This window comes from Pseudomonas sp. S06B 330 (assembly GCF_002845275.2).
Lineage (GTDB): Bacteria > Pseudomonadota > Gammaproteobacteria > Pseudomonadales > Pseudomonadaceae > Aquipseudomonas.
Genome location: NZ_CP088149.1, coordinates 4,412,927 through 4,438,900, shown reverse-complemented (window position 1 = coordinate 4,438,900; position 25,974 = coordinate 4,412,927). Strand labels below are relative to the sequence as shown.

29 protein-coding genes and 1 pseudogene are annotated in these 25,974 nt (G+C 58.8%); 19 read left to right on the top strand and 11 right to left on the bottom strand.

The genetic code is table 11. The annotated features are described in order from the left end of the window. Positions 1-26: 26 nt before the first annotated feature. Positions 27-605: a TetR/AcrR family transcriptional regulator gene (locus CX511_RS19810; protein ID WP_101292355.1), complete on the top strand. Its 579-nt coding sequence runs from the start codon at positions 27-29 to the stop codon at positions 603-605. A 282-nt stretch (positions 606-887) separates the two neighbouring features. Here CX511_RS19810 and CX511_RS19805 read toward each other — a convergent pair whose 3' ends face one another. Beyond that, the gene (locus tag CX511_RS19805) at positions 888-1,094 is read right to left on the bottom strand and encodes a hypothetical protein (RefSeq protein WP_101292357.1); all 207 of its coding nucleotides are present in this window, start codon (positions 1,092-1,094) and stop codon (positions 888-890) included. Positions 1,095-1,552: 458 nt separating this feature from the next. Here CX511_RS19805 and CX511_RS19800 point away from each other — a divergent pair, with 458 nt between their 5' ends. Continuing rightward, positions 1,553-1,987, top strand: coding sequence for a hypothetical protein (locus CX511_RS19800; RefSeq protein ID WP_101292359.1), 435 nt, complete (start codon positions 1,553-1,555; stop codon positions 1,985-1,987). 282 nt (positions 1,988-2,269) lie between these two features. Then, positions 2,270-2,660: pseudogene (locus CX511_RS19795) on the top strand (transposase); the annotation flags it as partial. On the opposite strand, the gene CX511_RS19790 reads toward CX511_RS19795, so the two are convergent. After that, on the bottom strand, positions 2,657-3,445 hold the full coding sequence (locus tag CX511_RS19790) for a hypothetical protein (protein WP_177409680.1): 789 nt from the start codon (positions 3,443-3,445) through the stop codon (positions 2,657-2,659). The pseudogene CX511_RS19795 and the gene CX511_RS19790 overlap by 4 nt on opposite strands. Before the next feature lie 705 nt (positions 3,446-4,150). Here CX511_RS19790 and CX511_RS19785 point away from each other — a divergent pair. The 3 genes from CX511_RS19785 (at position 4,151) to CX511_RS19775 (ending at position 7,292) form a co-directional block, all read left to right on the top strand. Next, positions 4,151-4,528: a fimbrial protein gene (locus CX511_RS19785; RefSeq protein ID WP_101292361.1), complete on the top strand. Its 378-nt coding sequence runs from the start codon at positions 4,151-4,153 to the stop codon at positions 4,526-4,528. A gap of 358 nt (positions 4,529-4,886) precedes the next feature. Continuing rightward, positions 4,887-6,326: an alanine/glycine:cation symporter family protein gene (locus CX511_RS19780; protein WP_045187666.1), complete on the top strand. Its 1,440-nt coding sequence runs from the start codon at positions 4,887-4,889 to the stop codon at positions 6,324-6,326. A gap of 69 nt (positions 6,327-6,395) precedes the next feature. Continuing rightward, positions 6,396-7,292, top strand: a complete 897-nt coding sequence (locus tag CX511_RS19775) for a LysR substrate-binding domain-containing protein (RefSeq protein ID WP_101292363.1) — start codon at positions 6,396-6,398, stop codon at positions 7,290-7,292. 1 nt (position 7,293) lies between these two features. Here CX511_RS19775 and CX511_RS19770 read toward each other — a convergent pair whose 3' ends face one another. Then, positions 7,294-8,697 carry an L-histidine transporter HutT gene (locus tag CX511_RS19770; protein ID WP_101292365.1) on the bottom strand — a complete coding sequence of 468 codons (1,404 nt, stop codon included), beginning with the start codon at positions 8,695-8,697 and terminating at the stop codon, positions 7,294-7,296. Positions 8,698-8,901: 204 nt separating this feature from the next. Between CX511_RS19770 and CX511_RS19765 the strand changes: the two genes are divergently transcribed. Further along, the gene (locus tag CX511_RS19765) at positions 8,902-9,705 is read left to right on the top strand and encodes a phytanoyl-CoA dioxygenase family protein (RefSeq protein ID WP_101292367.1); all 804 of its coding nucleotides are present in this window, start codon (positions 8,902-8,904) and stop codon (positions 9,703-9,705) included. 64 nt (positions 9,706-9,769) lie between these two features. Here CX511_RS19765 and CX511_RS19760 read toward each other — a convergent pair whose 3' ends face one another. Beyond that, the gene (locus tag CX511_RS19760; RefSeq protein WP_045187657.1) at positions 9,770-9,997 is read right to left on the bottom strand and encodes an HP1242/YdcH family protein; all 228 of its coding nucleotides are present in this window, start codon (positions 9,995-9,997) and stop codon (positions 9,770-9,772) included. Between the two features lie 115 nt (positions 9,998-10,112). On the opposite strand from CX511_RS19760, the gene CX511_RS19755 reads away from it, so the two are divergent. The 5 genes from CX511_RS19755 to CX511_RS19735 all read left to right on the top strand — a co-directional run bounded on the left by CX511_RS19755 (position 10,113) and on the right by CX511_RS19735 (position 14,753). After that, positions 10,113-10,478 (top strand): 5-carboxymethyl-2-hydroxymuconate Delta-isomerase, encoded by a 366-nt coding sequence (locus CX511_RS19755; RefSeq protein ID WP_045187656.1) that lies wholly within the window; start codon positions 10,113-10,115, stop codon positions 10,476-10,478. A 170-nt stretch (positions 10,479-10,648) separates the two neighbouring features. Continuing rightward, the gene (locus CX511_RS19750) at positions 10,649-12,283 is read left to right on the top strand and encodes a phosphoethanolamine transferase (RefSeq protein ID WP_101292370.1); all 1,635 of its coding nucleotides are present in this window, start codon (positions 10,649-10,651) and stop codon (positions 12,281-12,283) included. Positions 12,284-12,379: 96 nt separating this feature from the next. Beyond that, positions 12,380-13,513 carry a ribonuclease D gene (gene rnd / locus CX511_RS19745; RefSeq protein ID WP_045187651.1) on the top strand — a complete coding sequence of 378 codons (1,134 nt, stop codon included), beginning with the start codon at positions 12,380-12,382 and terminating at the stop codon, positions 13,511-13,513. Continuing rightward, positions 13,510-13,803: a YcgL domain-containing protein gene (locus CX511_RS19740; RefSeq protein WP_045187650.1), complete on the top strand. Its 294-nt coding sequence runs from the start codon at positions 13,510-13,512 to the stop codon at positions 13,801-13,803. Before rnd ends, CX511_RS19740 begins: the two co-directional genes overlap by 4 nt. 17 nt (positions 13,804-13,820) lie before the next feature. After that, positions 13,821-14,753, top strand: a complete 933-nt coding sequence (locus CX511_RS19735) for a D-2-hydroxyacid dehydrogenase (RefSeq protein ID WP_045187648.1) — start codon at positions 13,821-13,823, stop codon at positions 14,751-14,753. A 130-nt stretch (positions 14,754-14,883) separates the two neighbouring features. On the opposite strand, the gene CX511_RS19730 is transcribed toward CX511_RS19735, so the two are convergent. Next, positions 14,884-15,477, bottom strand: coding sequence for a nitroreductase family protein (locus CX511_RS19730; protein WP_101292372.1), 594 nt, complete (start codon positions 15,475-15,477; stop codon positions 14,884-14,886). Between the two features lie 146 nt (positions 15,478-15,623). Between CX511_RS19730 and CX511_RS19725 the strand changes: the two genes are divergently transcribed. Both CX511_RS19725 and CX511_RS19720 read left to right on the top strand, forming a co-directional pair. After that, a complete protein-coding gene (locus CX511_RS19725) occupies positions 15,624-16,073 on the top strand; it encodes a YcgN family cysteine cluster protein (RefSeq protein ID WP_045187644.1) in 450 nt (149 codons plus the stop codon). Positions 16,074-16,128: 55 nt separating this feature from the next. After that, a complete protein-coding gene (locus CX511_RS19720) occupies positions 16,129-17,343 on the top strand; it encodes a hypothetical protein (protein WP_045187826.1) in 1,215 nt (404 codons plus the stop codon). Here the strand turns inward: CX511_RS19720 and CX511_RS19715 are convergent. From CX511_RS19715 to CX511_RS19705, 3 genes are all read right to left on the bottom strand, one after another. Next, a complete protein-coding gene (locus CX511_RS19715) occupies positions 17,340-17,699 on the bottom strand; it encodes a YgaP family membrane protein (protein ID WP_045187643.1) in 360 nt (119 codons plus the stop codon). The genes CX511_RS19720 and CX511_RS19715 overlap by 4 nt on opposite strands. A 66-nt stretch (positions 17,700-17,765) precedes the next feature. Then, a complete protein-coding gene (locus tag CX511_RS19710; RefSeq protein WP_045187641.1) occupies positions 17,766-18,236 on the bottom strand; it encodes an RNA methyltransferase in 471 nt (156 codons plus the stop codon). Positions 18,237-18,308: 72 nt separating this feature from the next. Then, on the bottom strand, positions 18,309-18,680 hold the full coding sequence (locus CX511_RS19705) for a YajD family HNH nuclease (protein WP_045187639.1): 372 nt from the start codon (positions 18,678-18,680) through the stop codon (positions 18,309-18,311). 126 nt (positions 18,681-18,806) lie between these two features. Here CX511_RS19705 and CX511_RS19700 point away from each other — a divergent pair, with 126 nt between their 5' ends. Beyond that, entirely contained in the window at positions 18,807-19,085 is a 279-nt protein-coding gene (locus CX511_RS19700; protein WP_045187637.1) for a hypothetical protein, read from the top strand. On the opposite strand, the gene CX511_RS19695 is transcribed toward CX511_RS19700, so the two are convergent. Then, positions 19,082-19,552, bottom strand: a complete 471-nt coding sequence (locus CX511_RS19695; RefSeq protein ID WP_045187635.1) for a cyclic nucleotide-binding domain-containing protein — start codon at positions 19,550-19,552, stop codon at positions 19,082-19,084. The two genes, CX511_RS19700 and CX511_RS19695, sit on opposite strands and share 4 nt — an antisense overlap. 117 nt (positions 19,553-19,669) lie before the next feature. Next, positions 19,670-21,721, bottom strand: a complete 2,052-nt coding sequence (locus CX511_RS19690; RefSeq protein WP_101292374.1) for a S9 family peptidase — start codon at positions 21,719-21,721, stop codon at positions 19,670-19,672. A gap of 84 nt (positions 21,722-21,805) precedes the next feature. Here CX511_RS19690 and CX511_RS19685 point away from each other — a divergent pair, with 84 nt between their 5' ends. Genes CX511_RS19685 through CX511_RS19675 form a run of 3 tightly spaced genes read left to right on the top strand, consistent with a single transcriptional unit; the run spans position 21,806 to position 23,626 of the window. Next, positions 21,806-22,297, top strand: a complete 492-nt coding sequence (locus CX511_RS19685; protein WP_045187632.1) for a hypothetical protein — start codon at positions 21,806-21,808, stop codon at positions 22,295-22,297. 23 nt (positions 22,298-22,320) lie between these two features. Continuing rightward, positions 22,321-23,094 (top strand): class II glutamine amidotransferase, encoded by a 774-nt coding sequence (locus CX511_RS19680; RefSeq protein ID WP_045187630.1) that lies wholly within the window; start codon positions 22,321-22,323, stop codon positions 23,092-23,094. A 10-nt stretch (positions 23,095-23,104) separates the two neighbouring features. Beyond that, positions 23,105-23,626, top strand: coding sequence for a DUF2937 family protein (locus tag CX511_RS19675; protein WP_045187628.1), 522 nt, complete (start codon positions 23,105-23,107; stop codon positions 23,624-23,626). Here CX511_RS19675 and CX511_RS19670 read toward each other — a convergent pair. Continuing rightward, positions 23,623-24,534, bottom strand: a complete 912-nt coding sequence (locus tag CX511_RS19670) for a LysR family transcriptional regulator (RefSeq protein ID WP_101292376.1) — start codon at positions 24,532-24,534, stop codon at positions 23,623-23,625. The two genes, CX511_RS19675 and CX511_RS19670, sit on opposite strands and share 4 nt — an antisense overlap. A 142-nt stretch (positions 24,535-24,676) precedes the next feature. Here CX511_RS19670 and CX511_RS19665 point away from each other — a divergent pair, with 142 nt between their 5' ends. After that, complete coding sequence (locus CX511_RS19665) at positions 24,677-25,963, top strand: MFS transporter (RefSeq protein WP_045187624.1); 1,287 nt, start codon at positions 24,677-24,679, stop codon at positions 25,961-25,963. The last annotated feature ends 11 nt before the right edge of the window (positions 25,964-25,974 follow it).

The following is a 25,974-nucleotide window of genomic DNA, read 5'->3' as shown; positions in this document are numbered from 1 at the left end:
CGTTCGGGATTAAAAAAGGGGAGGGTATGGCTAAGCGTTTATCGAAAGATGACAGGCGAGAACAACTTCTATCAACCGCTGAAGAAATTGTCAGGACAGAAGGTACAGACGCATTGACGCTGATTACTCTTGCGGAAAAAGCGGGGGTAACAAAGGCATTGACCTACGACCACTTTTCATCGCGAGAGGGACTGCTTGTACAGCTCTACAGGCGTTACGACGAGCAGGTCATCGTCGCAACACAAGCTACTATGGTTTCTGGCAAACGAACTCTGGAATGTGCAGCTTATGCGGTGGCTGATTCGTACATGGCGTGCGTCAGTCTTTGCGGCCCCCAGTACGAATCGGTTGTGTCTGCACTGCTGGCATATCCAGATCATCAAGATATTCGGTTTCGTATACGAGATTTCTTTGTTGAGGCATATTTAGAGGTTTTTGGGAGTTTTCTATCTGGGTCAGAAGTAAAAAATCGTTTAAATGTAATCGCGATTTACGGAGCAATCGAAGAAGTTGCTAGGACCTTGATGGCTGAAGGGTTTGGCGCTCACGAGGCCGTCGAAGTGCTTTCCGCAATAATTATCTCTATACTAAAAGGAATTAAATAAGTTTCTTGAGGTGTGGGGCTGGTGTTTTCTAGGGTAAGCGATGTTGAGAAGATTTAGTCGGAGCGGGCGATAAAAATTTGTCCGTTGAAGCCTTTAAGGAAGACTGAATGGTAAATAAATGGTACGCGAACATATAGTTTTGGTTAAACCCCTTTTGAATCGAGGGCTGTGCCATGAGTCCCCCTATCCATCATTGCTCGGATCATTTCCGCTGCCAAATTTTGGTTCGAGGCGCTCGGTAAGACTGAGGGCGCTTCCGCATGCCGAGCAGCTCCGGCAGATTTAAGACCGCAAGCGTTCTATCCCACGGCAGATCGCTTCGCTATGCGTGTCCAGCGTTGTGAGGGCCACCATCACGTTATCGTGGATTTGAGTCGAGCCACGCTGACTGACCCAGAGCGATACCTCTTCCATCGCCGCTCTGATGGCGGTTTGGTTCATCATCAGCAGTTCCAATGTATCGGCAGTAATGGTCGCATTCTCGTCCATGTGTGATGTCCTGAAGGCTTCGAGAGGGAGCAGATATTTAGGGCACATTTAGGGCAAGTACCAGGCCGCAACGGGCCCAAGCGGGCCATGCGCCAATCAAGAATAGCCGCGTTTGCTGGCCTGTGGCGGTCTGCGGGGCGATCAGGGCGGGTTCAAATCCCTATCTCTCCGCCATACATCAAAAAACCCCTGAAGCCCTGGCTTCAGGGGTTTTTTGTTTTCTGGCCGTTTTAGTTGTTGTGCATGAAACCCTGCGCAGGTTCTTCAATTAATTTTAAAATCCTTTTACGGCAAGCTTCAGAATTTTCTATGGCAGGCTTCAGAATTTTCTACCGCAAGTTTCAGAACTTTCCTATTTTTTGTCAGAATGAGCGTTGTTATTGTTAAAGGCCCACAAAAAATGTGGGAAAGGGCATTTGCATAAGTGCCTCTCTCTGACAATGCATAAGGAAAGGTTTGTGAACAAGGTTTTCAAGTTGCTCGCCCTGTCGACGCTCATTGCTGCAGCCAGCGGTTGCACCAGCTATAACATCAGCCAACCGTCCTCTCCTATCGACAGCCAAGTTAAGGCTGATCTGAAGGCTGATGTTGCAGTAGGCGAAGCGATCTCCGGTCAGTCCTCGGTCAACATCTTGTTCGGTGTGTTCAAGTTCGGCGGTGACACCGAGTTTGCCGATGGCGTGAGCTATGGCGGTGAAAGTGGCGGTGCCCTGGGCATGCTGGACCCGATCAGCGCGGTCAAATCGGCTGCCGCTTACAAGGCTGTCAAGGCTTCTAACGCTGACTTGATCGTAGCGCCACGCTATGAAATCAGTGAAGAAAACTACTTTGTCTTCAAGAAGGTTTCTGTCACCGTTAAGGGCAGCAAAGGTAACATCCGCAGTATTCGTTAATCGAGCGTGCTACGTTTTTCGGTGATAGGGAACGTAGTACTAGCGAGATAAGCGAGTAGTTCACAAAGCAGCTTCGCTATTTAGCAAGCTGCTTTTTTGTGTTGGTAATAGCCCCAAATACCTGCTTCAGTTTGATGCTGTTAATAATTCAATGTGCTGTTGTATTTTTGCAAATAATTGGAAGCAGCTACGCTGCTGATCAGTCTATTTAAGCTCTGTACGAAATCCCGAGAAACCCAATCGCCGCCTCTACCTAAGCGACCGCTTAGCTCGACGGCATAAATCCACAGGCTCTGCGACGCTAACGGGACACCGTAGCGTTTCCTCCTCTCTGGCGGTCAAGCCAGTGACATCAGCTACGCACTGCTGCAAATGGTTGCTCGCCGACAAGGGCTATGACGCCAAGGCGTTACGCCGTTATTGCGACCAGTGTCGAATGCAACCCGTCATCCCGCTGCGTTCGATGAGGCGCAAACCTAAGCCAGGTTTACCGAGGCTGTTTGATCACTCCAAATACCGGCAGCGCAACATCATCGAGCGCATGTTCGGCTGGCAGAAGGAGAACCGTCGGATGGTGATGCGCTTCGACAAGCTCGCGAAAAGCTATGCCGCCATGGCTTCGCTGGCGTGTTCCATGCGGTGTCTGCGACAGCTCTTTTCATGCAGAACCTAGCTATGGATGTACAACTGCGAGGGCCCGTCCGAGGCATGGGTCAAGCAAATTTCTTGCAGGTTGCTGGTGTTGTTGCGTTTGAGGCTTTCCAGGCGGTTCAGCATAGCCTTGGGGAAATCGCCAACCACTGGTGCGGTGTTGTACAGGCGCCAGACCTGTGCATCCACACCGCTGCTGACATAGAGCAAGTTCAACTTCTTCGCTTTAAGGAAGTCGCGCATGCGCTCGGTCAGCCAGATGCTCCACTGCTTGCCCGGCGTTTTACCCAGCAATAAATGAATCTCGTCCTCGGACAGTGGCGCGCTCAATGCGGTCTGGTGCGTGGTCGACAAGCTCAAGCTTTCCAGCAGCGTTTCACGGATGGCGGAGGACCCTGAGTTGAGCGCCACAATGCCCTTCGCGCGGTCGATGACAGGGGTGGTGGCTTTGAGCGAATAGGTCACTTTGTTGATGCCGGTCTGGCATTGGTTCAAGGCAATGTCAAAACGCACCGTTCGCGGCTTGGCGTCAGCGTCGCGAAATTCGTGGAGTTGGTAGTCGTCACCCATGGCGACTGGCACAGAAGGGGTTTGGCAGGAGGCCGCATTTAATACGATGGGGTTGGTCAGGTTGAGTTTTTTCAGAATCAGATCATCGCTTTGCAGGCTCCCCAGGTAGCCCGCATCGACCTTGACTTGTGAGGCCAGCTCACCCGTCTTGACGATTTCCAACCGGTAATCACCTGCGCCGATGTGATAGCTGGGGTTCGCAGGGACACTTCCCGCAGCGAATTCATAGCGACTCATCGAAGCAATCCAGAGGCGGAACGAGAGCCCTGTTTTGCCTAGAGGGAGGGTGGTTGCCAGCTGGGCCGGTGTGCCAAATTTTGGATCCAAAAATATGCCGTACCGCGCGTTTTCCCTGCACAGCCAATGATGCGAAGTCCCTTGCAGGGTGTCTTGGTAGACCACCGTGCCATTGGGCGTATCGGCGGGGATTGTCAGGCTTGCGTTTGCCAGACTGGCGCCGAAGTTGAGGGTTTGGGTGGTGGATTCGATGTCAAAGCAACTCCCGGCCATGGCCTCTGACGTACAGGCGAGCAATGCTGAGGCGAGAACGGTGAGTAGCGGGTGCTGTGGTTTTAAACACTTCATCAGGAGGGCTATACGTGTCGGCCGGTAAGCGCCTTACGTTAAGCCTGCAGCATGCCGATGGATATCAGGCGATTCTTAGAACAGGGTGTTGCTGCCCATTGTCCAGGCTTCATCGATAGGGGGCGTTATTTTAAGCTGTTCCCGCTCTGTGGCCAGCTCCGCAACGTCGGCGCCCAAGACTTTTCACCATCAGAAAAAGGCCACACACCACATCCAGCCGTTCTACCTACGCTAAGTCGTTGCTCCAATTTGCGATGCACTTGGCATTGCGCCGCTTTTGCCAGCAGACCCTCCTGGAAATTCACCCGAGCTTGCCGACACTTATAGCAGAGGCTTTTTTTCTAGAGGAGTGTCAGCATGAAGACGACGTTACCTATAGCTAGTGTGGCCTTGCTCTTGAGCTTCTGCGCCGTGTGTCAGGCGTCGACGCCGATGGCTCAGGGGACGATCAGATTTACCGGCAGTATCGTCGAGTCGCCGTGCACGACATCCTCCCAGCTGAACGGTTGGCGAATGCAGGGGTGTTCGGCATCGGCGCGCGAGCCAGGCATTGAAGTGCGCCCGATCAATTCGCAGGCTGCGGTCAGGGCCTTGGATAATACATCGGTTCAGGTCAAGCGGGTTGCTGGCAGTGGGCACCCGGGCCGCTACTACGATCGGCAGTATGTGCTGGTCGATAACGTCGGTACGCCAGTCACCACTGGCACCTATGTGATTACCCTAACCTTGCCGTAACCCGCCTCAGGGCCGCTGGGTGCGGATAGGCAGTTCCACTTATGCCGCATTCGTTAGGGTGTCTGTGTTCTGGGCTAGCGTCACCCAGCGGCAAGGTCACGGTCAGATCTGTTAATATGCCAGCCTTCAACGCAAGGGCCAGGCTCCTGGCTCGTGCGCGTGGGTCGAAGCGAATCCCGATCCTCGACGTCATTCATCACCAATACGGTGATACCTAAGCGCTATGTTGGAACCGTGGGCGTCTCCCACCGTTTCAGGCCATTCATATTGAAGAAGGCACGGATCGTCCTCTGACGCCGCTTGCTTTACAGACTGAGTAGGGCCCTTCGCGGCCCTGCGCTTTATTTGGGAACATACGATGACAGCCGTGATCAACACACTCAATACCTACCTCTGGGAGTATGTCCTGATCTATGGCCTGCTGGCCGCAGGTATCTACTTCACTGTCCGCTTGGGCTTTATTCAGTTTCGCCATTTGCCCGAGTTCTTCCGCTCGGTGCTGCGTGCACCTGCCAACGACGCGTGCGGGATTACACCGTTCCAGGCGTTGTGCACCAGCCTTGCCTCGCGGGTAGGTACCGGCAACCTCGCTGGCGTCGCCGTGGCCATTACCCTGGGTGGGCCGGGTGCGGTGTTCTGGATGTGGGTGGTGGCCTCGCTGGGCATGGCAACGGCCTATGCCGAAAGCACCCTGGCGCAGTTGTACAAGGTCCGCAATGACCAAGGTGAGTATCGCGGCGGCCCGGCGTTCTATATCGCCAGGGGGTTGAATGCACCCTGGGCGGCGGCCATTTTCTCGGTGTGCCTGATCATTGCCTTTGGCCTGGTGTTTGGTGCGGTCCAGGCCAACTCCATTGCCGATGCCACCCAAGGCGCCTTTGGTGTGCCCAAGCTGACCACCGGCGTGGTGGTGGCAGTGTTGGCTGGGCTGGTGATTTTTGGCGGCATCAAGAAAATTGCTCGCTTTGCCGAGCTTGTCGTGCCGTTCATGGCTGGCGCCTATCTGTTGGTGGCGATCTATGTGATCGTGACCAACCTGGGTGAAGTGCCAGGTGTGTTGATGCTGATCATCAAGAGTGCCTTCGGCCTGGAGTCAGCGGTCGGCGGTGTGGCCGGAGCCATGCTCAACGGCGTCAAGCGTGGTTTGTTCTCCAACGAGGCCGGTATGGGCTCGGCACCGAACATTGCGGCTGTGGCCACTCCCAACCCTCACCATCCGTCCTCGCAAGGTTTTGTGCAGGCACTGGGGGTCTTTATCGATACTCTGCTGATCTGCAGTGCCACAGCGATCATGATCCTGCTGTCGGGTGTGATTCCTGGGCCTGAAATGACCGGCACGCCGCTGACTCAAGCCGCCATGAACGTGCACATTGGTTCGGCCGGGCAGTACTTCATTGCCGTGGCGATTTTCTTCTTTGCCTTTACCTCCATCATCGGCAACTACACCTATGCCGAAAACGCCATGGTCTACCTGAAGCTGAACAGCCGCCTGGGGCTGACCGTGCTGCGTATCGCGGCCCTGTTGATGGTGGTCTGGGGCGCTTACGAAAGTGTTGGCACGGTGTTCGATGCCGCCGATGCGGCAATGGGATTGATGGCAACCATTAACCTGATCGCGATTTGCCTGTTGTCGGGTGTGGTGATCAAACTGACCCGCGACTACTTCGCGCAGCGGGCGGTGGGCACGCCGGAATTCAACGCCAAGGATTATCCGGAGCTGTCGGGCAAGATCGACGCTGGAATCTGGGGGGCTGCCGATGGCGGCGGTCAGCCACTTGAAGTGGTGAAAGACCGGTAATAGCCAGGCTCATCGCGAGGCAACAGGTCATAATGGTCCGACGTTCCAACCATCAGTCAGGGCCTCGCGATGATCGGATTCACCTTCCGCCAGCTGGAGTATTTCGTCGCTGCTGCCGAGCAGGGCAGTGTCAGTGCCGCCGCGCGGGCCAAGCATATCTCCCAGCCTTCAGTCTCCCTGGCCCTGTCGCAGTTGGAGTCGATCCTGGGTGAAAAGCTCTTTCATCGCCAGGTCAGTCGCGGCTTGGAGCTGACCCCGGGCGGACGCAAGCTGCTGGAACGGGCGCGCGGTATTCTTGACATGGCAACGGCCATTACCGGGCCCGGTGAGCAACAAGCCGGGTTGCGCGGGGCGTTGAGCCTGATCTGTTTTCAGGATCTGGGGCCCTACTACGCGCCAAGGCTGTTGAGCGGGTTTCGCCAGCGTTATCCCGAGGTCAGTATCACCTTGTTCGAGGCCGATCTGGCCGAGGTCAATCGCAGGTTGGCTGATGGCAAGGCAGAGCTTGCGCTCACATACGATGTGGGGCTCGACTCGCCCATCGTGAAGCATGTGCTGGCACAACTGGCGCCCTACGCACTGTTGCCGGCTGATCATCCTTTGGCATTACAGGACAAGGTATCGCTGGTCGATCTGGCCGCCGAATGCTTGATCCTGGAAGACATTTCCAGAACCCGGGAGTACTTTCTGTCGTTATTCTGGGCACACGACCTGCAACCTGCGGCGCTGCAATTGACGCAAACGTTCGAGATGCAGCGCGGGCTGGTGGCCCATGGTTATGGCGTGGCGCTGTCTTGCACGCGGCCAGTGAGTGATTGCAGTTATGACGGCAAGCCCTTGGCCTGCCGCCCCTTGCTTGAGGCGGTGAGCCCGCAGCCGGTGGTGTTGGCCCAGTCCAGTGCCATGCGCCCCTCAGCGGCAGCGCAGGCGTTCCTGGACTGGGCAGCCCAGCAGTTTCCCGCTTAACTCAGCTGTTGGCCGACCCGGTTGCCACCACCAGTGGCTTGGATTGGCGCGCCACAAACAGCCAATAGCCCAGCGACAGCAACGCCAGCCAGCCGATGCCAACATACAGGGCCATGCGGGTGTCCGGGAACCAGGCCAGGACCCCAAAGATGAATAGCATGAACGCCGCCGCGCAGGCTGGGCCTACTGGCCACAGGGGGACCGGGAAGTGCAGTTTGGCGACCTCTTCGCTGCTCATGCTGCGGCGCATCACCATCTGTGACAGCAGGATCATCAGCCACACCCAAACGATTGAAAAAGTTACCACTGCGGCCAAGATCAGGAACAGGTTCTCTGGCGCCAGGTAGTTGAGCAACACCCCGAACAACAGCGCTGCACCCATGACCATTACGGTCATCCACGGCACGCCAAAGCGTGACAGGCGCGAGAAGCCTGTCGGCGCCTGACCGTTCTGGGCCATGCCGTACATCATGCGCCCGGCGGCGAAAATATCGCTGTTGATCGCCGACACCGCAGCAGAGATCACCACAATGTTCAGCAGGGTGGCGGCCGAGCCGATGCCCAGGCCACTGAAGATCTGTACGAAGGGGCTACCTTCGCTGCCGATGCGGGTCCAGGGGTAGATCGACATGAGGATGAACAGGGTGAACACGTAGAACAGCAGGATACGCAACGGCACCGAGTTGATGGCTTTGGGAATGACCCGCTGCGGATCCCGGGCTTCACCGGCGGTGATGCCGATCATTTCGACCCCGCCGAAGGCGAACATCACCACGGTGAAAGAGGCGATCATGCCGCTGACGCCGTTGGGGAAGAAGCCGCCGTGGCTCCACAGGTTACTGATGTTTGCCACCTGCTCGGCGGAGCCGCCCAGTTGGATGCCGAACATTAGCACCGCCGCACCGGCCAGGATCATCGACACAATCGCCGTGACCTTGAGCAGTGACAGCCAGAACTCCAGCTCGCCGAACACTTTGACGCTGCACAGGTTCAAGGCGCCGATGAAGAACACGATGCCCAGCACCCAGATCCAGCGCGGTGTCTGCGGAAACCAGAAACTCATGTAGACACCGAAGGCGGTGACGTCCGCCAGGCACACCACCAGCATGGAGAACGCATAGCTCCAACCGGTCAGGAAGCCCGGGAAGCGCCCAAGGTACTGGCTGGCGTACAGGCCAAAAGAGCCGGAGACAGGGTTGCGCACGGCCATCTCGCCCAGCGCGCGCATCATCATGTAGATGGCCGCGCCGCCAATCAGGTAGGCCAGTAGCACAGAGGGTCCGGCCAGTTTGATAGCCGAGGCCGAGCCATAGAACAGCCCGGTTCCAATGGCTGAACCGAGGGCCATGAAACGGATATGGCGGGTGCTCAGACCTCGCCGCAAGGCGGTGTTGTTGTCGTTCATCCCAGGTAACTCCTCATTGTTCTTATTGTTCAGTGGCAAAGCGCCGAAGGAGACAGGCAGGGCTATTAACCGGCCAATTGACGGGCCTGACAATAAGCCGGGTCATACAGAATGCTGATAGTGGCGAATAGGCAAAGTGTCGTTTACCGGCAGCGGGCTGGCGTCCAATACTTTTGGGCATTACAACAAGAGAGGACTGCCCCGATGAAAGCCGATATCGAACAATTCCAACGTGACGGTGCCATCGTCTTACGTGGCGTATTTCGTGACTGGATCGAGCGCTTGCGTGAAGGCTTCGAACAGAACCTGGCGGCCCCCAGCGCTTTTGCCATCGAGAACGTTGGCAGTGGCGAGGGCGGGCGCTTCTTCGAGGACTACTGCAACTGGCAGCGTATTCCCACGTTCACAGACTTTGTGCTCAATTCACCGGCGGCGGGTATTGCCGGGAGCTTGATGCAGTCCCAGCACGTGCAGGTATTCCATGACCATATTCTGGTCAAAGAACCCGGAACGTCCAAGCCAACGCCCTGGCACCAGGACCTGCCGTACTACTGCGTGGACGGACAGCAAACGGCCAGCTACTGGATTCCCCTTGACCCGGTGACCTGTCACAACACGTTGAGCGTGGTGTTGGGTTCCCATCGCTGGCCTAAACCTGTGCGCCCCAAAAGCTGGGCCAACAACAAGGATTTCTATGGCGCAACCGATTCTGAGTCCGGCGAAAGCGTGTTCATGGACATGCCGGATGTGGAAAACGGTGAGTACCACATTCTCTCCCCCGAACTTGAGCCGGGCGATGCCGTGGTTTTCGATTTTCGCACCGTGCATGGCGCTGCTGGCAACACCGGGAGCAACCGCCGGCGGGCCTTCTCGACACGCTTTTTGGGTGATGATGTGCGCTACGTGCAGCGACCGGGGCGCACTTCGCCGCCGTTTCCGGGCATTGACCTGAAGGCTGGCGATCGCATGCGCGAAGACTGGTTTCCAGTGGTTTGGTCACGCACTTGATATCGGTAATGGGACAAACAAAAGCCCCGCAGCAAGCTGCGGGGCTTTTTTATTCTGGGGGACTTTAGGGGTTCACATGGGCGACGATCTCGTCCTTGATCAGCAGGCGTTTTTTTCTCAGGTTGGTGATTTGCTCGTCGGTGGCGCTGCTGCTTTCTGCTTTAAGCACCTCAGCGTCGATGGCGTTGTATTTTTCGTGCAAGTCGCTGAGTCGCGAGTCGGTCTTCTTCTTGGCGTCGAACGCGTCCCTGGTCATGTTCAAGTCTGCGAGTAGATCGTGCTTGACCGGCATTTCTTCACCTCTCTGGGGGTTGGGGTGGAAGTCATGAACTATGAGGATAGTCGTCTTTGCCAGGTTTCGGGGCTGAGGTAGTCTGTTGCAACATTTGCCCCCAAGGATCCGCGAAATGCCTCATCTTCATGTTGAATACAGCGACAACCTCAAGGATCTGAACGCCGACCGCTTGTTGCTGCGCCTGAACCATGCTTTGGTGGGCAGCGGCCAGTTCGCTGATGAGCTGGACATCAAGAGCCGTGCCGTAGCCCTGGCCACTTACCGAGTGGGCGTTGCCCTGAACGAACGGGCCTTTGCCCATGTCAAGCTGGCGATCCTTAGCGGGCGTTCCCCGGAGGTTAAACAACAGCTGTCGGCAAGCCTGCTTGAGGTGCTCAAAGAAGCGATTCCGAGTGCGCCGGGGGTGGATATCCAGTTGTGTGTCGAGGTGCTCGATATTGATCGTGACTCTTATACCAAGCTTCGTTTGCCAGGTTAATGCCAGTTGGCACAACTAATGTGAAAAAAATGTAATGAATAAATAGACGTCGGCCCACTAAATATTGGCGTCTTTTTCACAAAAAATTTATGCGCTTCTAATTAACGTTTGCAAGGTCTAAAGGCAGTGTCGCAATGACACTCTTATCAGTAAATGACCAAGCGGGCATCATGTTCAAGATCAAACCACTGCGAGCCGAATGGGTTACGTTGTTTGCCAGTCTGTACCTGCTGTTCGCCTTCAACTCGGTACTCTGGGAACATTTGTCCAGCGTTGTCGAACCGGGTCTTTCGGGGCTGTTCCTGCGTTTGGCGTTTGCTGTTCTGATCGTCTGTGCGTTCAACCTGGTCTTGACCTTCGTGACCTTCAAGGGGTTGTTGAAACCGGTACTTGTTGTTCTGTTCATGGTCGGCGCTGGTGCGGCGTACTTCATGAACCAATATGGTGTATTGATTGATGTTGGCATGGTGCGCAACACGGCGGAAACCAATACGGCAGAAGTGTTTGATCTGCTTTCGTTGAAACTTGGTTTTTATATGGTGTTGCTGGGTGCGCTACCTTCCCTGTTGCTTTATTACACGCCGATAACTTATCGGGTTTGGTATCGCGAATTGTTTGGCAAGTTCATTACCAGTGTTATCTGTGTCGCCTTGCTCGGCATGGTGGCGTTGCTCAACTACCAGGGGCTGGCCTCATTGTTTCGCAATCATCATGAAATCCGCCTGATGCTGGTGCCCAGCAATGTGGTCGGCGCCTCTATTCGTTACGTCGGCGAGCAGATTGGCACGGCGGCCCAGCCCTTTGCCAAGGTGGGAGAAGACGCCCAGCGTGATCCAGCCTGGCAACAGCATGCACGCAAGTCGCTGACGGTGCTGGTAGTGGGGGAGAGCGCCCGGGCGCAGAACTTTGGGCTGTTGGGCTACAGCCGCGATACCACGCCGCAACTGAGCAAGGAGGCGGGGTTGATTGCCTTCAGTGATGTGCACTCCTGCGGAACTGAAACGGCCGTGTCGGTGCCTTGCATGTTCTCGAATCTGACTCGTAAGGATTATCAGGCCAGCACCGCCAAGCGCCAGGAGGGTGTGCTGGATGTACTACAGCGTGCCGGCTTGAGTGTCCGTTGGCGTGACAACCAGTCAGGCTGCAAGGGCACGTGCGACAGGGTGCAGTACGAAGATGTCAGCAATGGCAAAGACCCGACGCTGTGTACTGATAGCGAATGCCATGACGAGGTTCTCCTGCAAGGCCTGGGCGCGATGATTGACAACCTGCAGCAAGACACCGTGCTGGTCCTGCACCAGATGGGTAGTCATGGGCCGGAGTACTTCAAGCGCTACCCGGTGGCGTTCGAACGCTTCATGCCGGTGTGCCTGAGTAACGCGTTGAACCAGTGCAGCGAACAAAGCATCATCAATGCGTATGACAATACGCTGGTCTATACCGATCATGTGCTGGCGTCGTTGATTGATATCCTGCGCAGCAAACAAGACAAAGTCGACACTGCCATGCTTTACCTGTCTGACCATGGTGAGTCGTTGGGCGAGTACAACTTGTTCCTGCATGGTACGCCTTATGTGTTGGCGCCAGAGCAACAGAAGCACGTGCCGATGCTGGCCTGGTTCTCCGACAGTTATCGCCAGGATTTTGCGGTTGATACCGACTGCCTGAACCAGATGCGTAACGCGCCGTTGAGTCAGGACAATCTGTTCCACTCCATGCTTGGCCTGTTGCAGGTGCGCACTGCGGTCTACAAGCCACAACTGGACATGTTCGCCAGTTGCCGCCCGGTACTGGCTCAACATTGAAACAACGCTCAGGCCAGGCAGGGATAGCGGTCGAGCGGTTTCCCGGCAATGCCCTGCGACGTATATACTGCGCGCCATTGTTTGTGGGAGAGCCTTGTGGCTATCGAAATACACTGGATTTGCGACGACAGCAGCCTGGCCGAACACTGCCAGCAGTGGCGCCAGCTGCCCTTCGTGGCCGTCGACACCGAGTTCATGCGGGTTGATACCTTTTATCCGATTGCCGGGCTGATCCAGGTTGGCGATGGGGCGCGTGCCTACCTCATCGATCCCTTGCGGGTCAGCAACTGGCAGCCGCTGGCCGAGCTGCTCGAAGACACCCAGGTGATCAAGGTGCTGCATGCCTGCAGCGAAGACCTCGAAGTGCTCTCGCGCCTGACGGGCAGCCTGCCAGCGCCGCTGTTCGATACCCAGCTGGCCGCCGGTTACCTGAACCTGGGTTTCTCCATGGGCTATTCGCGTCTGGTCCAGGAAGTGCTCGGCATCGAGCTGCCCAAGGGCGAGACCCGCTCTGACTGGCTGCAACGTCCGTTGTCGGAGACTCAAGTCAGCTATGCCGCCGAAGATGCGGTGCACCTGGCCGAGCTCTACGAGCGCCTGCGCCCGCAACTGTCGGATGATAAGAATGCCTGGGTGTTGGAAGATGGTGCCGAACTGGTAGCCCAGTTGCGCCGTGAAATCGACCCTTACGAGTTGTACCGCGACGCCAAACTGGCCTGGAAACTTTCCCGGGCTCAGTTGGCGGTGCTGCGTGAACTGTGCGCCTGGCGCGAGCGTGAAGCGCGCGCCCGTGACCTGCCGCGTAATCGCATCCTGCGCGAGAATGCCCTGTGGCCGATAGCCAAGACCCAGCCGCAGACGCTTGCGGCGCTGGCTAAGATCGAAGACATGCATCCGCGCACCATCCGTCAGGACGGTGAGTTCCTGCTTGAGCTGATCAAGCAGGCCGCCAGCCTGCCGGCGGCGCAATGGCCGCCGGCCGTGCCCGAGCCATTGCCAATCGAGGCGTCGGCGCTGCTCAAGCAGTTGCGTGCCATCGGCCAGGCCGAGGCCGAGCGCCTGAACATCGCCCCGGAGCTGATGTTGCGCAAGAAAATCCTCGAATTGCTGCTCAAGAGCGGCTACCCGTCCGGACCTTATCAACTACCCGATGCGTTGCGCGGCTGGCGCCGTGAACGGATGGGGCAGGCGCTGCTCGACTGCCTGGCTAGCGCTGGAGAACCGAAATGAAACGCATCTGCTCGATCTACAAGAGCCCACGCAAGAACGAAATGTACCTTTACGTACTCAAGGCCGACGGCCTGGAGCGCGTTCCTGAGGCGCTGCTGCCTTTCTTCGGCAAGCCGGTACATGCTTTTGACTTGGTCCTCACCCCGGAGCGTCAGTTGGCCCGCGAAGACATCGCCAAGGTCCTGGAAAACCTCGAGCAGCAGGGGTATCACCTGCAGATGCCGCCGGTCGAGGATGAGTACATCGAGCACCTGCCCGAAGAGCTGTTGCGTCGCAACGACCCGGTATAAGTCAAGGTTGTAAGAACATGCGTGTTTTGATCGCGGAACAGGATCATGCCCTCTACGCTCGCCTGCTACGCGAGGCTGTACCGGCGCTTGAAGTCCTGACTAGCGGCGACTCGGCGGTATTGGCCGAGCAAGCTGCTCAATGTCCAGTATGGCTAGGTCAGCCTGACCTGCTTGCAACCTTATTGCGCCAGGGGCACCAGCCGCAGTGGTTGCAATCGACCTGGGCGGGTATCACGCCACTGCTGGCAGACGGCCTGCAGCGTGACTATCGCCTGACCCGTGCGGTTGGCATCTTCGGCCAGGTGATGGCCGAATACGTCCTGACCTACCTGCTGGGGCACGAACGGGAAGTGATGGCGCGCCTGGTCAGCCAGGTTGAGCGCAAGTGGGATGACCGCCCCGGGCGCAGCCTGGAAGGGCGCCGGGTGTTGATCGTCGGCACAGGTGATATTGGTCAGCGGGTTGCTGAGTTCCTCCTGCCGTTTGGCGTCAAACTCTACGGTATCGCCAGTCAGGCCCGTGAACAGGCCCCCTTCATCGAAGTGGCGGCCATGAGTGAACTGGGGCGTCTGGTCGGCGATGTCGATTACGTGGTCAATTTGCTCCCGGATACCCCGGCTACCCACGATCTGTACGATGCTGCGCTGTTTGCCCGGTTCAATCCCGATGCGCTGTTCATCAATGCCGGGCGTGGCGTGGCGGTGGTTGATGGTGATCTGGTTGAGGCGTTGAAGCTCGGGCATCTGGCAGGGGCGGTGATCGATGTCTGCCGCCAGGAGCCGCTGCCGGCCCGTCATCCGTTCTGGACCGCCTGGGGTTTGCTGTTGACCGGGCATAGTTCGGCACCGACTTCGCCTGCGGCGATGGTGCGCTTGTTTGTCGAGAATCTGCGGGCGTATCAGGTGGGTGAAGCGTTGCGCGGGGAAGTGGATTTCCAGCGCGGCTATTGAATCGGGTAGCCGCTGCCGCCAGGCTGCGATCGGTCGTGAAACGGCCGTAAAACCAGCCCCCCAGGCCCAATGAGGCGTCTGGGGGGGCGACTGCTTCGCAGTCGATCACAGCCTCGTGCCTCGGCAGCGGCTACAGCGTGAAATCACCCTCAGCCGCCAATTCGCTCAGCGAACGGCGCGGGCTAGGTTCTTCACGGGCCTGCAGCGCTTGAGCCAGGCTGGCCTTGTCGCCCAGCTTGCCAATCGCCACTACCGCATGCAGTGCGTAGCCTTCAGGAATCTTCAGCTCTTTGCGGGTCAGTTCCTGGTCGAAACCGGCCATGCCATGGGTGTGCCAACCGCTGAGGCTCGCTTGCAGGGCCAGGTGCCCCCAGGCAGAACCGGTGTCGAAGGTGTGCCACAAGGCAGGTTTCTCTTCGCTGCTGCCGGGCGCGGCGAAGGTGGTCTTGGAGATGACGATTACCAGCGCGGCGGCATGTTGCGCCCAGCTGCGGTTGAATTCATTGAGCAGGCCCAGATAGCGCTGCCAGTTCGGCGTGTCGCGGCGGGCATAAAGAAAGCGCCATGGCTGCGAGTTGTAAGCCGAAGGGGCCCAGCGTGCGGCTTCAAGGAAGCTCAGCAAGGTGGCTTCGCTGATCGGCTCATTAGTGAAGGCGCGTGGCGACCAGCGCTTGATGAATTGTTCGTCAATGGCATGTTCGGCAACGCGAAGATTTGCACTCATGGTGAGTTCCTGAAAGGTGAAGAGGGACCGCCGGTAAAGCTACTGTGTCGTACTGACACTGACAAGCGGTCTGGTATTGGTCCAAGACTCGCCCTAGACTGGCGCCGCCGCCCTGCGGCACCTCTTTTGAACAGGACACCCGTTACATGATTGCCAGTGCCGACGCTTTCTGGAAGCGTAAAACCCTCGAACAGCTCGACCACCAGGAATGGGAGTCGCTGTGTGACGGCTGTGGCCTGTGCTGCCTGCAAAAGCTTGAAGACGAAGACGACAACAGCGTCTATTACACACGTATCGCTTGCAAGCTGCTGGATTTGAACACCTGTCAGTGCAGCGACTACCCGAACCGGCTCAAGTGGGTGCCCGATTGCATTCAACTGACGCCGGGCAAGGCTGACCAGTTCAAATGGTTGCCGACCACCTGCGGTTACCGTCTGGTCAGCGAGGGCAAGGATCTGCCCAGCTGGCACCATCTGGTCTGTGGTGACCGCGAGCAGGTGCATAAACAGCGTATTTCCCAGTCCGGGCGCATGTTGAGCGAAAACAGCGTGGACGAAGACGACTGGGAAGATTATCTGATTTTCCGCGCTGGCTGAGCCGTCCAGGCTTGCCGGGTATCGCGTTAAAGGAACAAGGAGTTTCTGCATGCGTGTGCGTTGCCATTGGCTGTTGGCCCTGGGCCTGTTAGCCAGTTCGCCGGCCTGGGCGAAGAAGGTCAATCTGGATTATCACGTCCACTTCTTGCCGCACAGCGAGCAAGCCGAGGTGCAACTGACCCTGGCCGAAGGAGCTGCGGTGCGCAGCCTGGATTTTGACTTGGGCAAGGAAGGCGCCTACAGCGACTTCAAGGCTGACGGCCACTGGCAGATGCAAGGCGATGGCTTGCGCGGGCGCTGGCAGCCGGCTCCCGGCAAGAGCCAACTGACGTACCGCGTACGCCTGGCCCATCGCCTGAGCAATGGCAGCTATGAATCACGCGTGACCCCTGATTGGGCGCTGTTTCGCGGTGACGACCTGGTCCCGCCGGCGCGCCTTGATCAGCAAGATGGCACTGAGCTGGTAGCGCGCCTGAGTTTCGAGCTGCCTAAAGGCTGGAAAAGTGTCGAAACGCCCTGGCCGCGAATTGGCAAGCAGCGCTTTCGCATCGACAACGTCTCGCGTTTGTTCGACCGCCCCACCGGCTGGATGATTGCCGGCACCATCGGCACCCGGCGTGCGCGCCTTGGCGAGACCGAAGTCAGTGTCGCCGCGCCCCTGGGCCAGGGCATGCGCCGCATGGATAACCTGACTTTGCTGACCTTCGTCTGGCCGCAGCTGCAGGCGGTGTTCCCGCGCAATCCGGCAAAGCTACTTCTGGTCGGTGCACGAGAGCAGCTCTGGCGCGGCACTCGCGCTGGGCACAACTCAATCTACCTGCACAGTAGCCGGCCGTTGGTCAGTGAAAACGGCTCAAGTCCGTTGCTGCGTGAGCTGGTGCAGGTCTTTGCCCAGGTCAATGACCGTGAGGCCAGTGACTGGATTGGTGAAAGCATCAATGAATATTACGCCATCGAGTTGCTGCGCCGCGCGGGCGGTATTACCGAAGAGCGTTATCAGGCCTTGCAGACCGGGCTTGAACAACGCAGCGCCAAGGTCACCAGTCTGCGCGGCGAGCAGGTTGACAATGCAGTGATCGCACGTGGTGTGCTGCTGTTGCAGGCCTTGGATCGGGAGATCCGCCTGCACACCCACAATCAGCGTTCACTCGATGACGTCAGCCGCGCACTCATGCGCCTGAATGGCGTCAGCACCGCCGAGTTCATTCAACTCAGCGAACGGGTGCTGGGCCGTGAATCCGAGGTGCTGGCGAGCACATTGCTGCGTTAAGGGGTCGGGTTCTTCAGTGAGTCGTTGCCAGTGACTGTGGCGCTGCGGGTGGCGGCGTCGGCACTGGCCCTGAGTGCTTGCAGCTCTGCGCCGTTGCGCTCTAGGGTCGAGCGCAACTGGTCGAGGTCACTGCGGCCACGCTCCAGCAGGCTTTTCAGTGAACTGTGGCCGGTGATGCCACGCGCCAGGGCGACACCGCCGATGGCCACTTGAATCAGCCCGAACAGCCCGCCACGGCGCATGCCCTTGCTGACCATAATCACCCCACCGGCCACGGACGTGGCGCGTTCCCAGCCTTGTACGTTGTGCTCGGGCTTGTCTTGCAGGGCAGGGATTAACGTCTTGTTTGCGGACATGGTCATTCTCCAGTGGGGGCGATGATATCCAGCAGACCACCGCAGGCGCGGGACTGTTCCTTCGGATTACTTGAATTTCGGCCCGGAGCGGGTGTTCAAACCCTTGGCCAAGCGGTCGTAGAGCACCACGTTGACCGTGGCGGCGAGGTTCATGCAACCGTTGGTCGGGATGTAGATGGTCTCTTCGCACCAGGCCCGCACGCTTGGGTCCAGAGAGCCGTCTTCCGGGCCGAAGATGTAGATGGCACGGTCAGGGTGAGTGTACTCGGGCAATGGCCGGGCACCGTCGATCAGTTCAACCGCTACGGGCGTGCAGCCCAGGGGGATGATCTTCTGCAGGTCATCGATGCCGATCAGCGGAATGTCGTAATGCACCCGCTTGGTGTCGGTGACGAAGTCACGGGCGCGCTCATAGCGCTTGCCGGTGTAGAACACCGAGTTGACGCCGTAGCAACCCGCTGCGCGCATCACTGAACCGACGTTCTCCGCTGACTTGGGGTTGAACAGACCAATGCAGCTGTACCGTTTGTTCGCCACGTGCCGGGGCCCTTCGCAAAAAAGAACGCGATTATACGGGCTTGCCGGCGGCTGTGGGGCAGGGGATTTGGCTTAGTCTTTTTTCAGCAGACCGGCCAGCCCGGCGAACGGGTTGTGGGTGGCCTTGGCGATGGTCGGGCTGCTGGTGGAGCCTTCGCTGAAGTACTGCTGGTCGGTGTAGCGGGCGTGCTCGTTGTCGTGGCAATACAGGCACAGCAGCTCCCAGTTGGAACCGTCCTGGGGGTTGTTGTCGTGGTTGTGGTCACGGTGGTGCACGGTCAGCTCACTCAGGCGCTTGCCGGCGAACTCGCGGGCGCAACGGCCGCAGACGTGCGGGTACATACGCAGGGCTTTGTCGCGGTAGCCCATCTCCTTGTCGCGCTTGGCGTCGGCGAGGATACGGTCAAGCCGTGCGGTGGCGGAGGCGGAGGATGGCGAACTCATGGGATTACCTTTTCTCGGGCTTGTTACGGTTATGCCTTGAAGTTTAGCCTGATGACGGGCCATTCGGACAGGCAAACCGCTACGCTTGGGAGTAGCCTGTGAGAAGGTGTTTCAAGGAGTTTGCTCATGCGCTGCCTGACTATTGCCTTGCTGATCCTTGCCAGTGTGCAAACCACTCAGGCCGCCGACCTGCAACCGCGGCCGATAGCACCGGTGCCGGGCGCACCGGGTACGGCGACGCCAACGCCTTACCCACAAATCACCCCCAGTACCCCACCGCGGGCCGGTGATGCGCGACCGGGCTCGCCGCTGCTGCCGTCCATGCCGGTGCCCATGCCGCCCAGGGACCAACCCTTGCCGGGGCTCACACCCGAGGAGGGCAAGGGCGGGATGAAAGCGGACTAGACCTGGGCCAGGCGCTGACCGTCTTGCATGCGCAAACGTCGTGACAGCGCCACGGCCAGGGCGCGGATGATCTTGGCGGCGACCTTTGGGGCGTCGTTGATCATCTTTTCCAGTGAATCCTTGCCCAGGCTCAGCAGTTGGCAGTCGCTGGCGGCCACGCAGCTGGCCGAGCGACGCTCGCCATCGAGCACGGCCATTTCGCCAAAGGCACGGCCTTTGCGTAGGGTGGCGATTTCCACCTGGCGCTGTTCGCTGTCGGTTTTGCGCACCGAGACCACACCGTGGTGGATGATGCACATGAAGGTGCCCGCATCGCCTTCCGCGAAGATTTCTTCGCCAGTGCTCAAGGTGGCAATGCTGAAGTAGCCGGCGGCATGCTGGAAGTCGCCGGGCTGCAGTTGGTCGAACAGCCCGCAGTCCATGAGCATGTCGCGGATTTCGTTGTTCAGATGAGTCGGTTCAGGCATTTACGGTCGTTTCTTGTTGAATTGAGGTCCCAGCCTTTAATCGTGGGAGCGGATTGATACGCTCCCACAAAAGGCTTCATAGTCCTGTGTTCGCGATCAGACAACAAAAAATCCGATTTACACCACGCCCAGCACGTTAAATACAAAGGCATATTCCAGCGCCACATCGCGCAGCCCTTGATAGCGCCCGCTCATGCCGCCGTGGCCGGCATCCATTTCGGTCTTGAGCAGTAACAGGTTGTCGTCAGTCTTGGTCACCCGCAGCTTGGCCACCCACTTGGCCGCTTCCCAATACTGCACGCGGCTGTCGTTGTAACCGGCGACCACCAGCAAGGCCGGGTAGGCCTGGGCCTTGACGTTCTCGTAGGGCGCGTAGGCCTTGATCCGCTCATACACCTCAGGCTCTTGCGGATTGCCCCATTCGTCATACTCGGTGATGGTCAACGGCAGCTCCGGATCGAGCATGGTGTTGAGCACATCGACGAACGGCACCTCGGCAATCGCCGCTTTGAACAGCTCCGGGCGCTGGTTGAGCACCGCGCCGATGAGCAGGCCGCCCGCGCTGCCGCCACTGATAGCCAGCTGATCAGCACCGGTGACACCTTGAGCGATCAGGTGCTCGGCGCAGGCAATGAAATCGCTGAAGGTATTGTGTTTGTGTTCCTGTTTGCCTGCCCGGTACCAGGCTTCACCCAGCTCACCGCCACCACGCACATGCGCAATGGCGAAGGCCACGCCACGATCGAGCAGGCTCAGGCGGGCATGCGAGAACCACGGGTCGAGGCTTTCGCCATAGGCACCGTAGCCATACAGGTACAGTGGCACCGGCTTGCCCAGGTCGCTGCGGCGTTGCACCAGGCTGATCGGTATTTGCGTGCCGTCACTGGCAGTGGCCCACAGGCGCTGGCTGACGTAGGCGTCGGGGTCGAAGGGGCCGAGCACCGGGGTTTCCTTGAGCACCTGTTGGCTGCCATCGGCCAGTTCCAGCTGGCGCACCTGAGCCGGGCGATTCAGGGCCTGGTAGCGCAGGCGGATGCGAGTGCTGGCAAACTCCAGGCTGTCTTGCACGTACAGGCTGTAGGCCGCATCGGGCAACTCGACGCGATAGGGCGCAAGCCCGTGAGGGTGGACTTCGATGATCGGCAGGCCGCCTTCACGCAGGCTCAGGCTCAAGGCGCTGGCATTCAGGCTCAGGCCTTCGAGCATGACGTCGTCGCGATGGGGCACCAGCAGTTGCCACTGGGCGCGGGTCGGTACGTGCTCAGCCTCGGCCTGGTACAGGGCGAAGTTGATGCCGTCCTGGTTGCTGCGGATGAACCAGCGCCATTGGCCGTCGAGCTGACCGTGGTCGGGGAAGTATTCGTGGCCTTCAGCGCGGGGCGCCAGACAGGTGAAATCACCGTCAGGCTGCTCGGCGTCGAGCACCCAGGCTTCGCTGGTGGTCTTGCTGTTGAGCAGCAGGATCAGTTGGCGCTCGGAGCTGGCCCGGTAGCAATGCAGGAAGAAGCGTCCGTCGCTTTCTTCGAACACGTGCTGGCAACCTTCACGACCAAGGCGATGGCGCAGCAGCTTGTGCGGCCGGTGAGTGTCGTCCAGTTCAGCGAAGAACAGGGTCTGGCTGTCATTGGCCCAGGTCATGCTGCCGTCGCAATCTTCGAACGGCAGTTGTTCGATCGCGCCGCTGGTCAGTTCTTTGACGTACAGGGTGTAGATTTCATCGCCGCTGGTATCGAGGCTGTACGCCAGGCGCTGATGGTCGGGGCTGACGTTGAAGGCACCGAGCGAGAGAAAGCCGCCGTTGGCCAGCTGGTTGGGGTCCAGCAGCAGCTCTTCCTGGCTTTCGTCGACGGTGTTCGAGTCATCCGCCGGACGCGGGCAACGGTAATGGCGTGGGTACTCTTCGCCAGCGGTGGTGCGGCTGTAGTACAGGTACGGGCCCCAGGGCGAAGGCAGCGACAGATCGGTTTCCAGGATCCGCCCTTTGATCTCTTCGAACAGTTGCTCGCGCAGCTCGGCCTGGTCGGCCAGTTGTGCTTGCTGATAGGCGTTCTCGGCATTCAGGTAATCAATCACTTCGGGCGTGTCGCGTTCCTGAAGCCAGGCATAGGGATCGGCGCCTTCAGCCTTGCGGGCAATCGGGGCGCGGGGAGCGTTGGCGTCTGCGGACATTCGGGGATCTCTTGGCTGGGGGGCGCCTGCGCGCTGAAATGTGTTTATCATAAGCGTCTATTTGCTTAGCTTGCCACGGACACCATGACCGAGAACGACTATCTGCTCGCCTGGGGCCTTTACGCCCTGGCTGCCCTGGGGTGCCTGGCGGTGGGCTTTCGCCTGACCCGCTGGATGTGGCGCTGGCTGCGCGAACCGCTGCGGGTGGTGATGGCAGTATTGTTGCTGACCCCGACCATCATCGACCCGGTCAAGGACAAACTCGCACCGGCCATTGCCATTGTCGCCCTCGACCTACTGTTCAAGGTGGGCAACAACGCCTTGCGCGCCGCCGCCGACCTGGCTATGTACGGCATGATCGCCTTCGCCCTGTACGGGCTGTTCGTGCTCGTGCGCTGGCCCCTGCAAAAACGTGCCAGAGCCCGCCGCGAGCAGGCTGAGGCAGTCGCCAAGCGGGACGCGGAAGAAGCGCCGGCGGATGCCCCAGGTTTTACTGCCGACAATCGCGACCGCTATCGCAACCCGCCCGAAGCGCCACTGGGTGGCAACCGTCCGCGGGTTGAGCCGCGCTTGTAGTCTTTGCCCGGGAGCAGCCACACATGTGTGAATTATTGGGCATGAGCGCTAATGTGCCGACTGACATCGTTTTCAGCTTCACCGGGCTGATGCAACGTGGCGGGCGCACCGGACCACACCGTGATGGCTGGGGCATCGGCTTTTATGAAGGGCGTGGCCTGCGCCTGTTTCAGGACCCGGCAGCCAGTTGCGAGTCGGAAGTGGCCAATCTGGTCCAGCGTTATCCGATCAAGAGCGAAGTGGTCATTGGCCACATTCGCCAGGCCAATGTCGGCCAGGTCTGCCTGTCCAACACGCACCCCTTTGTGCGTGAGCTGTGGGGGCGTAACTGGTGCTTTGCGCACAACGGTCAGTTGGGTGAGTTCACGGGGCAGGCCACGTTCTATCGGCCGATCGGTGACACTGACAGCGAAGCGGCCTTCTGCGACGTACTCAACCGCATACGCGAGGCGTTCCCTGAACCGGTCGAGGTCGAAATGCTCCTACCGGTACTGGTGGAGGCGTGCGCCGAGTACCGTGACAAGGGCGTTTTCAACTGCTTGCTCAGCGATGGCGACTGGCTGTTCTGCTTCTGTTCGACCAAGCTTGTACACATCACCCGACGCGCACCGTTCGGGCCGGCGCGGCTCAAGGATGTCGATATGATCGTCGACTTCCAGGCCGAAACCACTCCTAACGACGTGGTCACGGTAATCGCCACCGAAGCGCTGACCGAAAACGAAACCTGGCAGCGCTACGAGCCCGGCCAGTGGGCACTGTGGCGCCGTGGTGAATGCATCGCCCAAGGACAACGCTAAGGGATAGTCCATGTTCAGAAGTTACCTGCGGTTGCTGCTGTTTACCTTTGGCTTGTTGGTAGGAGTGCAGGTCCCAGGCCTGATCAATGACTACAGCCAGCGGGTCGAAGCGCACCTGTTGGAGTCCCGTGAGGGCCTCAAAGGCTTCGAAGCCACTGCCCAGCGTTTCTTCAACGGTGATCTGCAGGCCTTGGTCCGTCACTACCGCAGCAGCGACGATCCGGTGTTCAACAGCGATGCCAACAGCATCGAGAGTCTGTTGATTCGCAATCGTCTGTTCGAACACGAGTGGCAGGTGCTTCAGGGCCCCTGGCTGCAGCGGACCTGGCATGTGCTGGTAAGCGCCGACAGCCAACTGCGCGAAGAAACCCTCAAAGGCTACAGCTACCAGATCCTACTGGCCCCCGAGGCCCTGGCCTGGGGCCTGAGTTGTGCCTTGTTGTTGGCGCTGCTGGTGGAAAGCCTGTTGCTGCTGATCGGCTGGGTGGTGCTCGGCGGACGGCGCAAAGCGGTGATCGAGAGCTGGCGCTAGACCAGCTTGATCCGCTGCGGTCCAGCGTTGCTGGCATAGCGTTCGAGCACATTGCGACACAGCGCCACCACTTCATCGACCAACTCGACCCCGGTCTGCCAGGCCACCACCAGCTCCAGGCTCGGTGGTTGTTGGATCAAGGGCAGCTGGGTCAGTTCTCCTCTGGCCAGTTCCTCGCTGACCAAGGCCGGCGGCAGGGCGCCAATGCCGAAGCCATCACGCAGCAAGCGGGTGATTGCCGCCACTGAGTTGACGCAGTTAAGGCGCGGTGCGCTGACCCCCTCAGCCTGAAGCAGGCTGAGGACTTCCTGATGCGGTCGGGAGTTTTTCGAAAAGGTCACGATGCGCTCGCGGGCAAGCTCGGCAAGCGAGGCATAGTCACGGTTGTAGATCGACTGCGTGGCGACAATCCAGCCCATCGGGTAGCGCGCCAGGTCCAGGCTGCGGATTGTCTCCTGACGTAGCAGGTCGGTTTGCAGGATCACATCAAGAAATCCTTTTTGCAGCTGTTCGCGCAAATTTAGCGCAGTATCGGCGACTATCTCGATTTCAACTTGTGGGTAGCGTTCCATCAGTTCCGAGACCAGCGGGCTCATCCAGGTATGGATGACCGTGTCCATCACCCCCAGGCGCACTCGACCGACTTTCGCCCGGTCACTGTCCAGCGATTGCTTGAGGGCCTTGGCGGTGGCGAGCATCTGTTCGGCAAACTCAAGCACCTTGCTGCCTTCGGGGGTCAGGCTGACGCCACGTGAGTCGCGCAGCAGCAGCTTTACCCCCAGGTCAGCCTCCAGCGCAGCGATGCGGCTGGAGATCGAGGCCTGGGTGGTGAAGAGCTTTTCGGCGGTCAGGCGAAAGCTCTTGAGTCTGGCGACCCAGACGAAGGTTTCGAGGAACTTGAGGTTCATGGCACGCTCACTGATCAATTTTTCTTATCCCAGACCGCTGGTATTTCTCGTTGGACGACAGTACGTCTGCGTCGAAAAATGACAGTCCGGTTGCGACAAAGATCGCCGCCTTTTAAAACAATACCAACAAGCTGAGGCAACCATGAACCCATCGGGCGTGCAGCAACAGGTCAAATCCAGTTCTGTAGCGGGACCTTTCGACTGGTACCGCAACATCAACAAACAGGAACGTCGGACTTTCTGGAGCTGCAAGATCGGCTACGGCCTGGATGGCATGGACACCCAGATGCTCAGCTTTGTTATCCCCACGCTGATCGCCCTGTGGGGTATCACCACCGCCGAAGCCGGCCTGATTCACACCAGTACCCTGATTGCATCGGCCCTGGGTGGCTGGATCGCCGGTATCCTCTCCGACCGCATCGGTCGCGTGCGCACCCTGCAACTGACGGTGTTGTGGTTCGCCTTTTTCACCTTCCTTTGCGGCTTTGCCCAGAACTATGAGCAACTGTTGATCGCTCGCACCCTGATGGGCTTTGGCTTCGGAGGTGAATGGACCGCCGGTGCCGTGCTGATCGGTGAGGTTATCCGCGCCAAGGATCGCGGCAAGGCGGTGGGCATGGTGCAGTCTGGCTGGGCCATTGGCTGGGGCCTGACGGCGATTCTCTACGCGGTGCTGTTCACCTTGCTGCCGCCTGAAGACGCCTGGCGCGCCCTGTTCCTGCTGGGGATCGTGCCTGCGGTGTTCGTGATTTTCGTCCGTCGCCTGGTCAAGGACCCAGAAGTTTACCGCCTGGCCAAGGCGGCGGAAAAAACCGAGGCGCCGTCGCACTTCTATGAAATCTTCGCGCCCGGCATGCTTTTCACTACGATCCGCGCATCGCTGCTGACCACCGGTGCCTTGGGCGGCTACTACGCCATCACCTCCTGGTTGCCGACCTTCCTCAAGAACGAACGTGGGCTGAGTGTGCTTGGCACTGGCGGCTACCTGGCGATGGTGATCTTCGGTTCTTACATCGGCTATGTAATCAGCGCTTACCTCACCGACCTGTTGGGGCGAAAAAAGAACTTCATCCTCTTCGCCGTGGGCTCGTTCATCATCGTCCTGCTGTACACCCAGATGCAGGTCAGTGATGGCGTGATGCTCTGGCTGGGCTTCCCCCTGGGCTTTTTCGCCTCGGGCATTTTCAGCGGCATGGGCGCGTTCCTCACTGAACTCTTCCCCACCCGTATTCGTGGTTCGGGGCAGGGTTTCTGCTACAACATCGGTCGTGCCCTGGCGGCGTTCTTCCCGCTGCTGATTGGTATGCTGAGCCAGAAGGTGCCGCTGGGCCTGGGGATCGGCGCATTTGCAGCGGTGTCCTACGGGGTGGTGATTCTGGCGGCCCTGAGCCTGCCGGAAACCCGCGGTAAAGAACTTGAAGCCTGCTAAGACCGAGCCTG

Excerpts from the sequence above, each read along its gene's own strand:
- CX511_RS19730 (WP_101292372.1), bottom strand. The coding sequence starts at position 15,477 with ATGAGTGCAAATCTTCGCGTTGCCGAACATGCCATTGACGAACAATTC.
- CX511_RS19755 (WP_045187656.1), top strand. The coding sequence starts at position 10,113 with ATGCCTCATCTTCATGTTGAATACAGCGACAACCTCAAGGATCTGAAC.
- CX511_RS19670 (WP_101292376.1), bottom strand. The coding sequence starts at position 24,534 with ATGAACCTCAAGTTCCTCGAAACCTTCGTCTGGGTCGCCAGACTCAAG.
- CX511_RS19735 (WP_045187648.1), top strand. The coding sequence starts at position 13,821 with ATGCGTGTTTTGATCGCGGAACAGGATCATGCCCTCTACGCTCGCCTG.
- CX511_RS19805 (WP_101292357.1), bottom strand. The coding sequence starts at position 1,094 with ATGGACGAGAATGCGACCATTACTGCCGATACATTGGAACTGCTGATG.
- CX511_RS19810 (WP_101292355.1), top strand. The coding sequence starts at position 27 with ATGGCTAAGCGTTTATCGAAAGATGACAGGCGAGAACAACTTCTATCA.
- CX511_RS19690 (WP_101292374.1), bottom strand. The coding sequence starts at position 21,721 with ATGTCCGCAGACGCCAACGCTCCCCGCGCCCCGATTGCCCGCAAGGCT.
- CX511_RS19770 (WP_101292365.1), bottom strand. The coding sequence starts at position 8,697 with ATGAACGACAACAACACCGCCTTGCGGCGAGGTCTGAGCACCCGCCAT.
- CX511_RS19665 (WP_045187624.1), top strand. The coding sequence starts at position 24,677 with ATGAACCCATCGGGCGTGCAGCAACAGGTCAAATCCAGTTCTGTAGCG.
- CX511_RS19790 (WP_177409680.1), bottom strand. The coding sequence starts at position 3,445 with ATGAGTCGCTATGAATTCGCTGCGGGAAGTGTCCCTGCGAACCCCAGC.
- CX511_RS19685 (WP_045187632.1), top strand. The coding sequence starts at position 21,806 with ATGACCGAGAACGACTATCTGCTCGCCTGGGGCCTTTACGCCCTGGCT.
- CX511_RS19725 (WP_045187644.1), top strand. The coding sequence starts at position 15,624 with ATGATTGCCAGTGCCGACGCTTTCTGGAAGCGTAAAACCCTCGAACAG.
- CX511_RS19675 (WP_045187628.1), top strand. The coding sequence starts at position 23,105 with ATGTTCAGAAGTTACCTGCGGTTGCTGCTGTTTACCTTTGGCTTGTTG.
- CX511_RS19760 (WP_045187657.1), bottom strand. The coding sequence starts at position 9,997 with ATGCCGGTCAAGCACGATCTACTCGCAGACTTGAACATGACCAGGGAC.
- CX511_RS19750 (WP_101292370.1), top strand. The coding sequence starts at position 10,649 with ATGTTCAAGATCAAACCACTGCGAGCCGAATGGGTTACGTTGTTTGCC.
- CX511_RS19705 (WP_045187639.1), bottom strand. The coding sequence starts at position 18,680 with ATGAGTTCGCCATCCTCCGCCTCCGCCACCGCACGGCTTGACCGTATC.
- CX511_RS19785 (WP_101292361.1), top strand. The coding sequence starts at position 4,151 with ATGAAGACGACGTTACCTATAGCTAGTGTGGCCTTGCTCTTGAGCTTC.
- CX511_RS19695 (WP_045187635.1), bottom strand. The coding sequence starts at position 19,552 with ATGCCTGAACCGACTCATCTGAACAACGAAATCCGCGACATGCTCATG.
- CX511_RS19715 (WP_045187643.1), bottom strand. The coding sequence starts at position 17,699 with ATGTCCGCAAACAAGACGTTAATCCCTGCCCTGCAAGACAAGCCCGAG.
- CX511_RS19700 (WP_045187637.1), top strand. The coding sequence starts at position 18,807 with ATGCGCTGCCTGACTATTGCCTTGCTGATCCTTGCCAGTGTGCAAACC.
- CX511_RS19740 (WP_045187650.1), top strand. The coding sequence starts at position 13,510 with ATGAAACGCATCTGCTCGATCTACAAGAGCCCACGCAAGAACGAAATG.
- CX511_RS19680 (WP_045187630.1), top strand. The coding sequence starts at position 22,321 with ATGTGTGAATTATTGGGCATGAGCGCTAATGTGCCGACTGACATCGTT.
- CX511_RS19765 (WP_101292367.1), top strand. The coding sequence starts at position 8,902 with ATGAAAGCCGATATCGAACAATTCCAACGTGACGGTGCCATCGTCTTA.
- CX511_RS19775 (WP_101292363.1), top strand. The coding sequence starts at position 6,396 with ATGATCGGATTCACCTTCCGCCAGCTGGAGTATTTCGTCGCTGCTGCC.
- CX511_RS19780 (WP_045187666.1), top strand. The coding sequence starts at position 4,887 with ATGACAGCCGTGATCAACACACTCAATACCTACCTCTGGGAGTATGTC.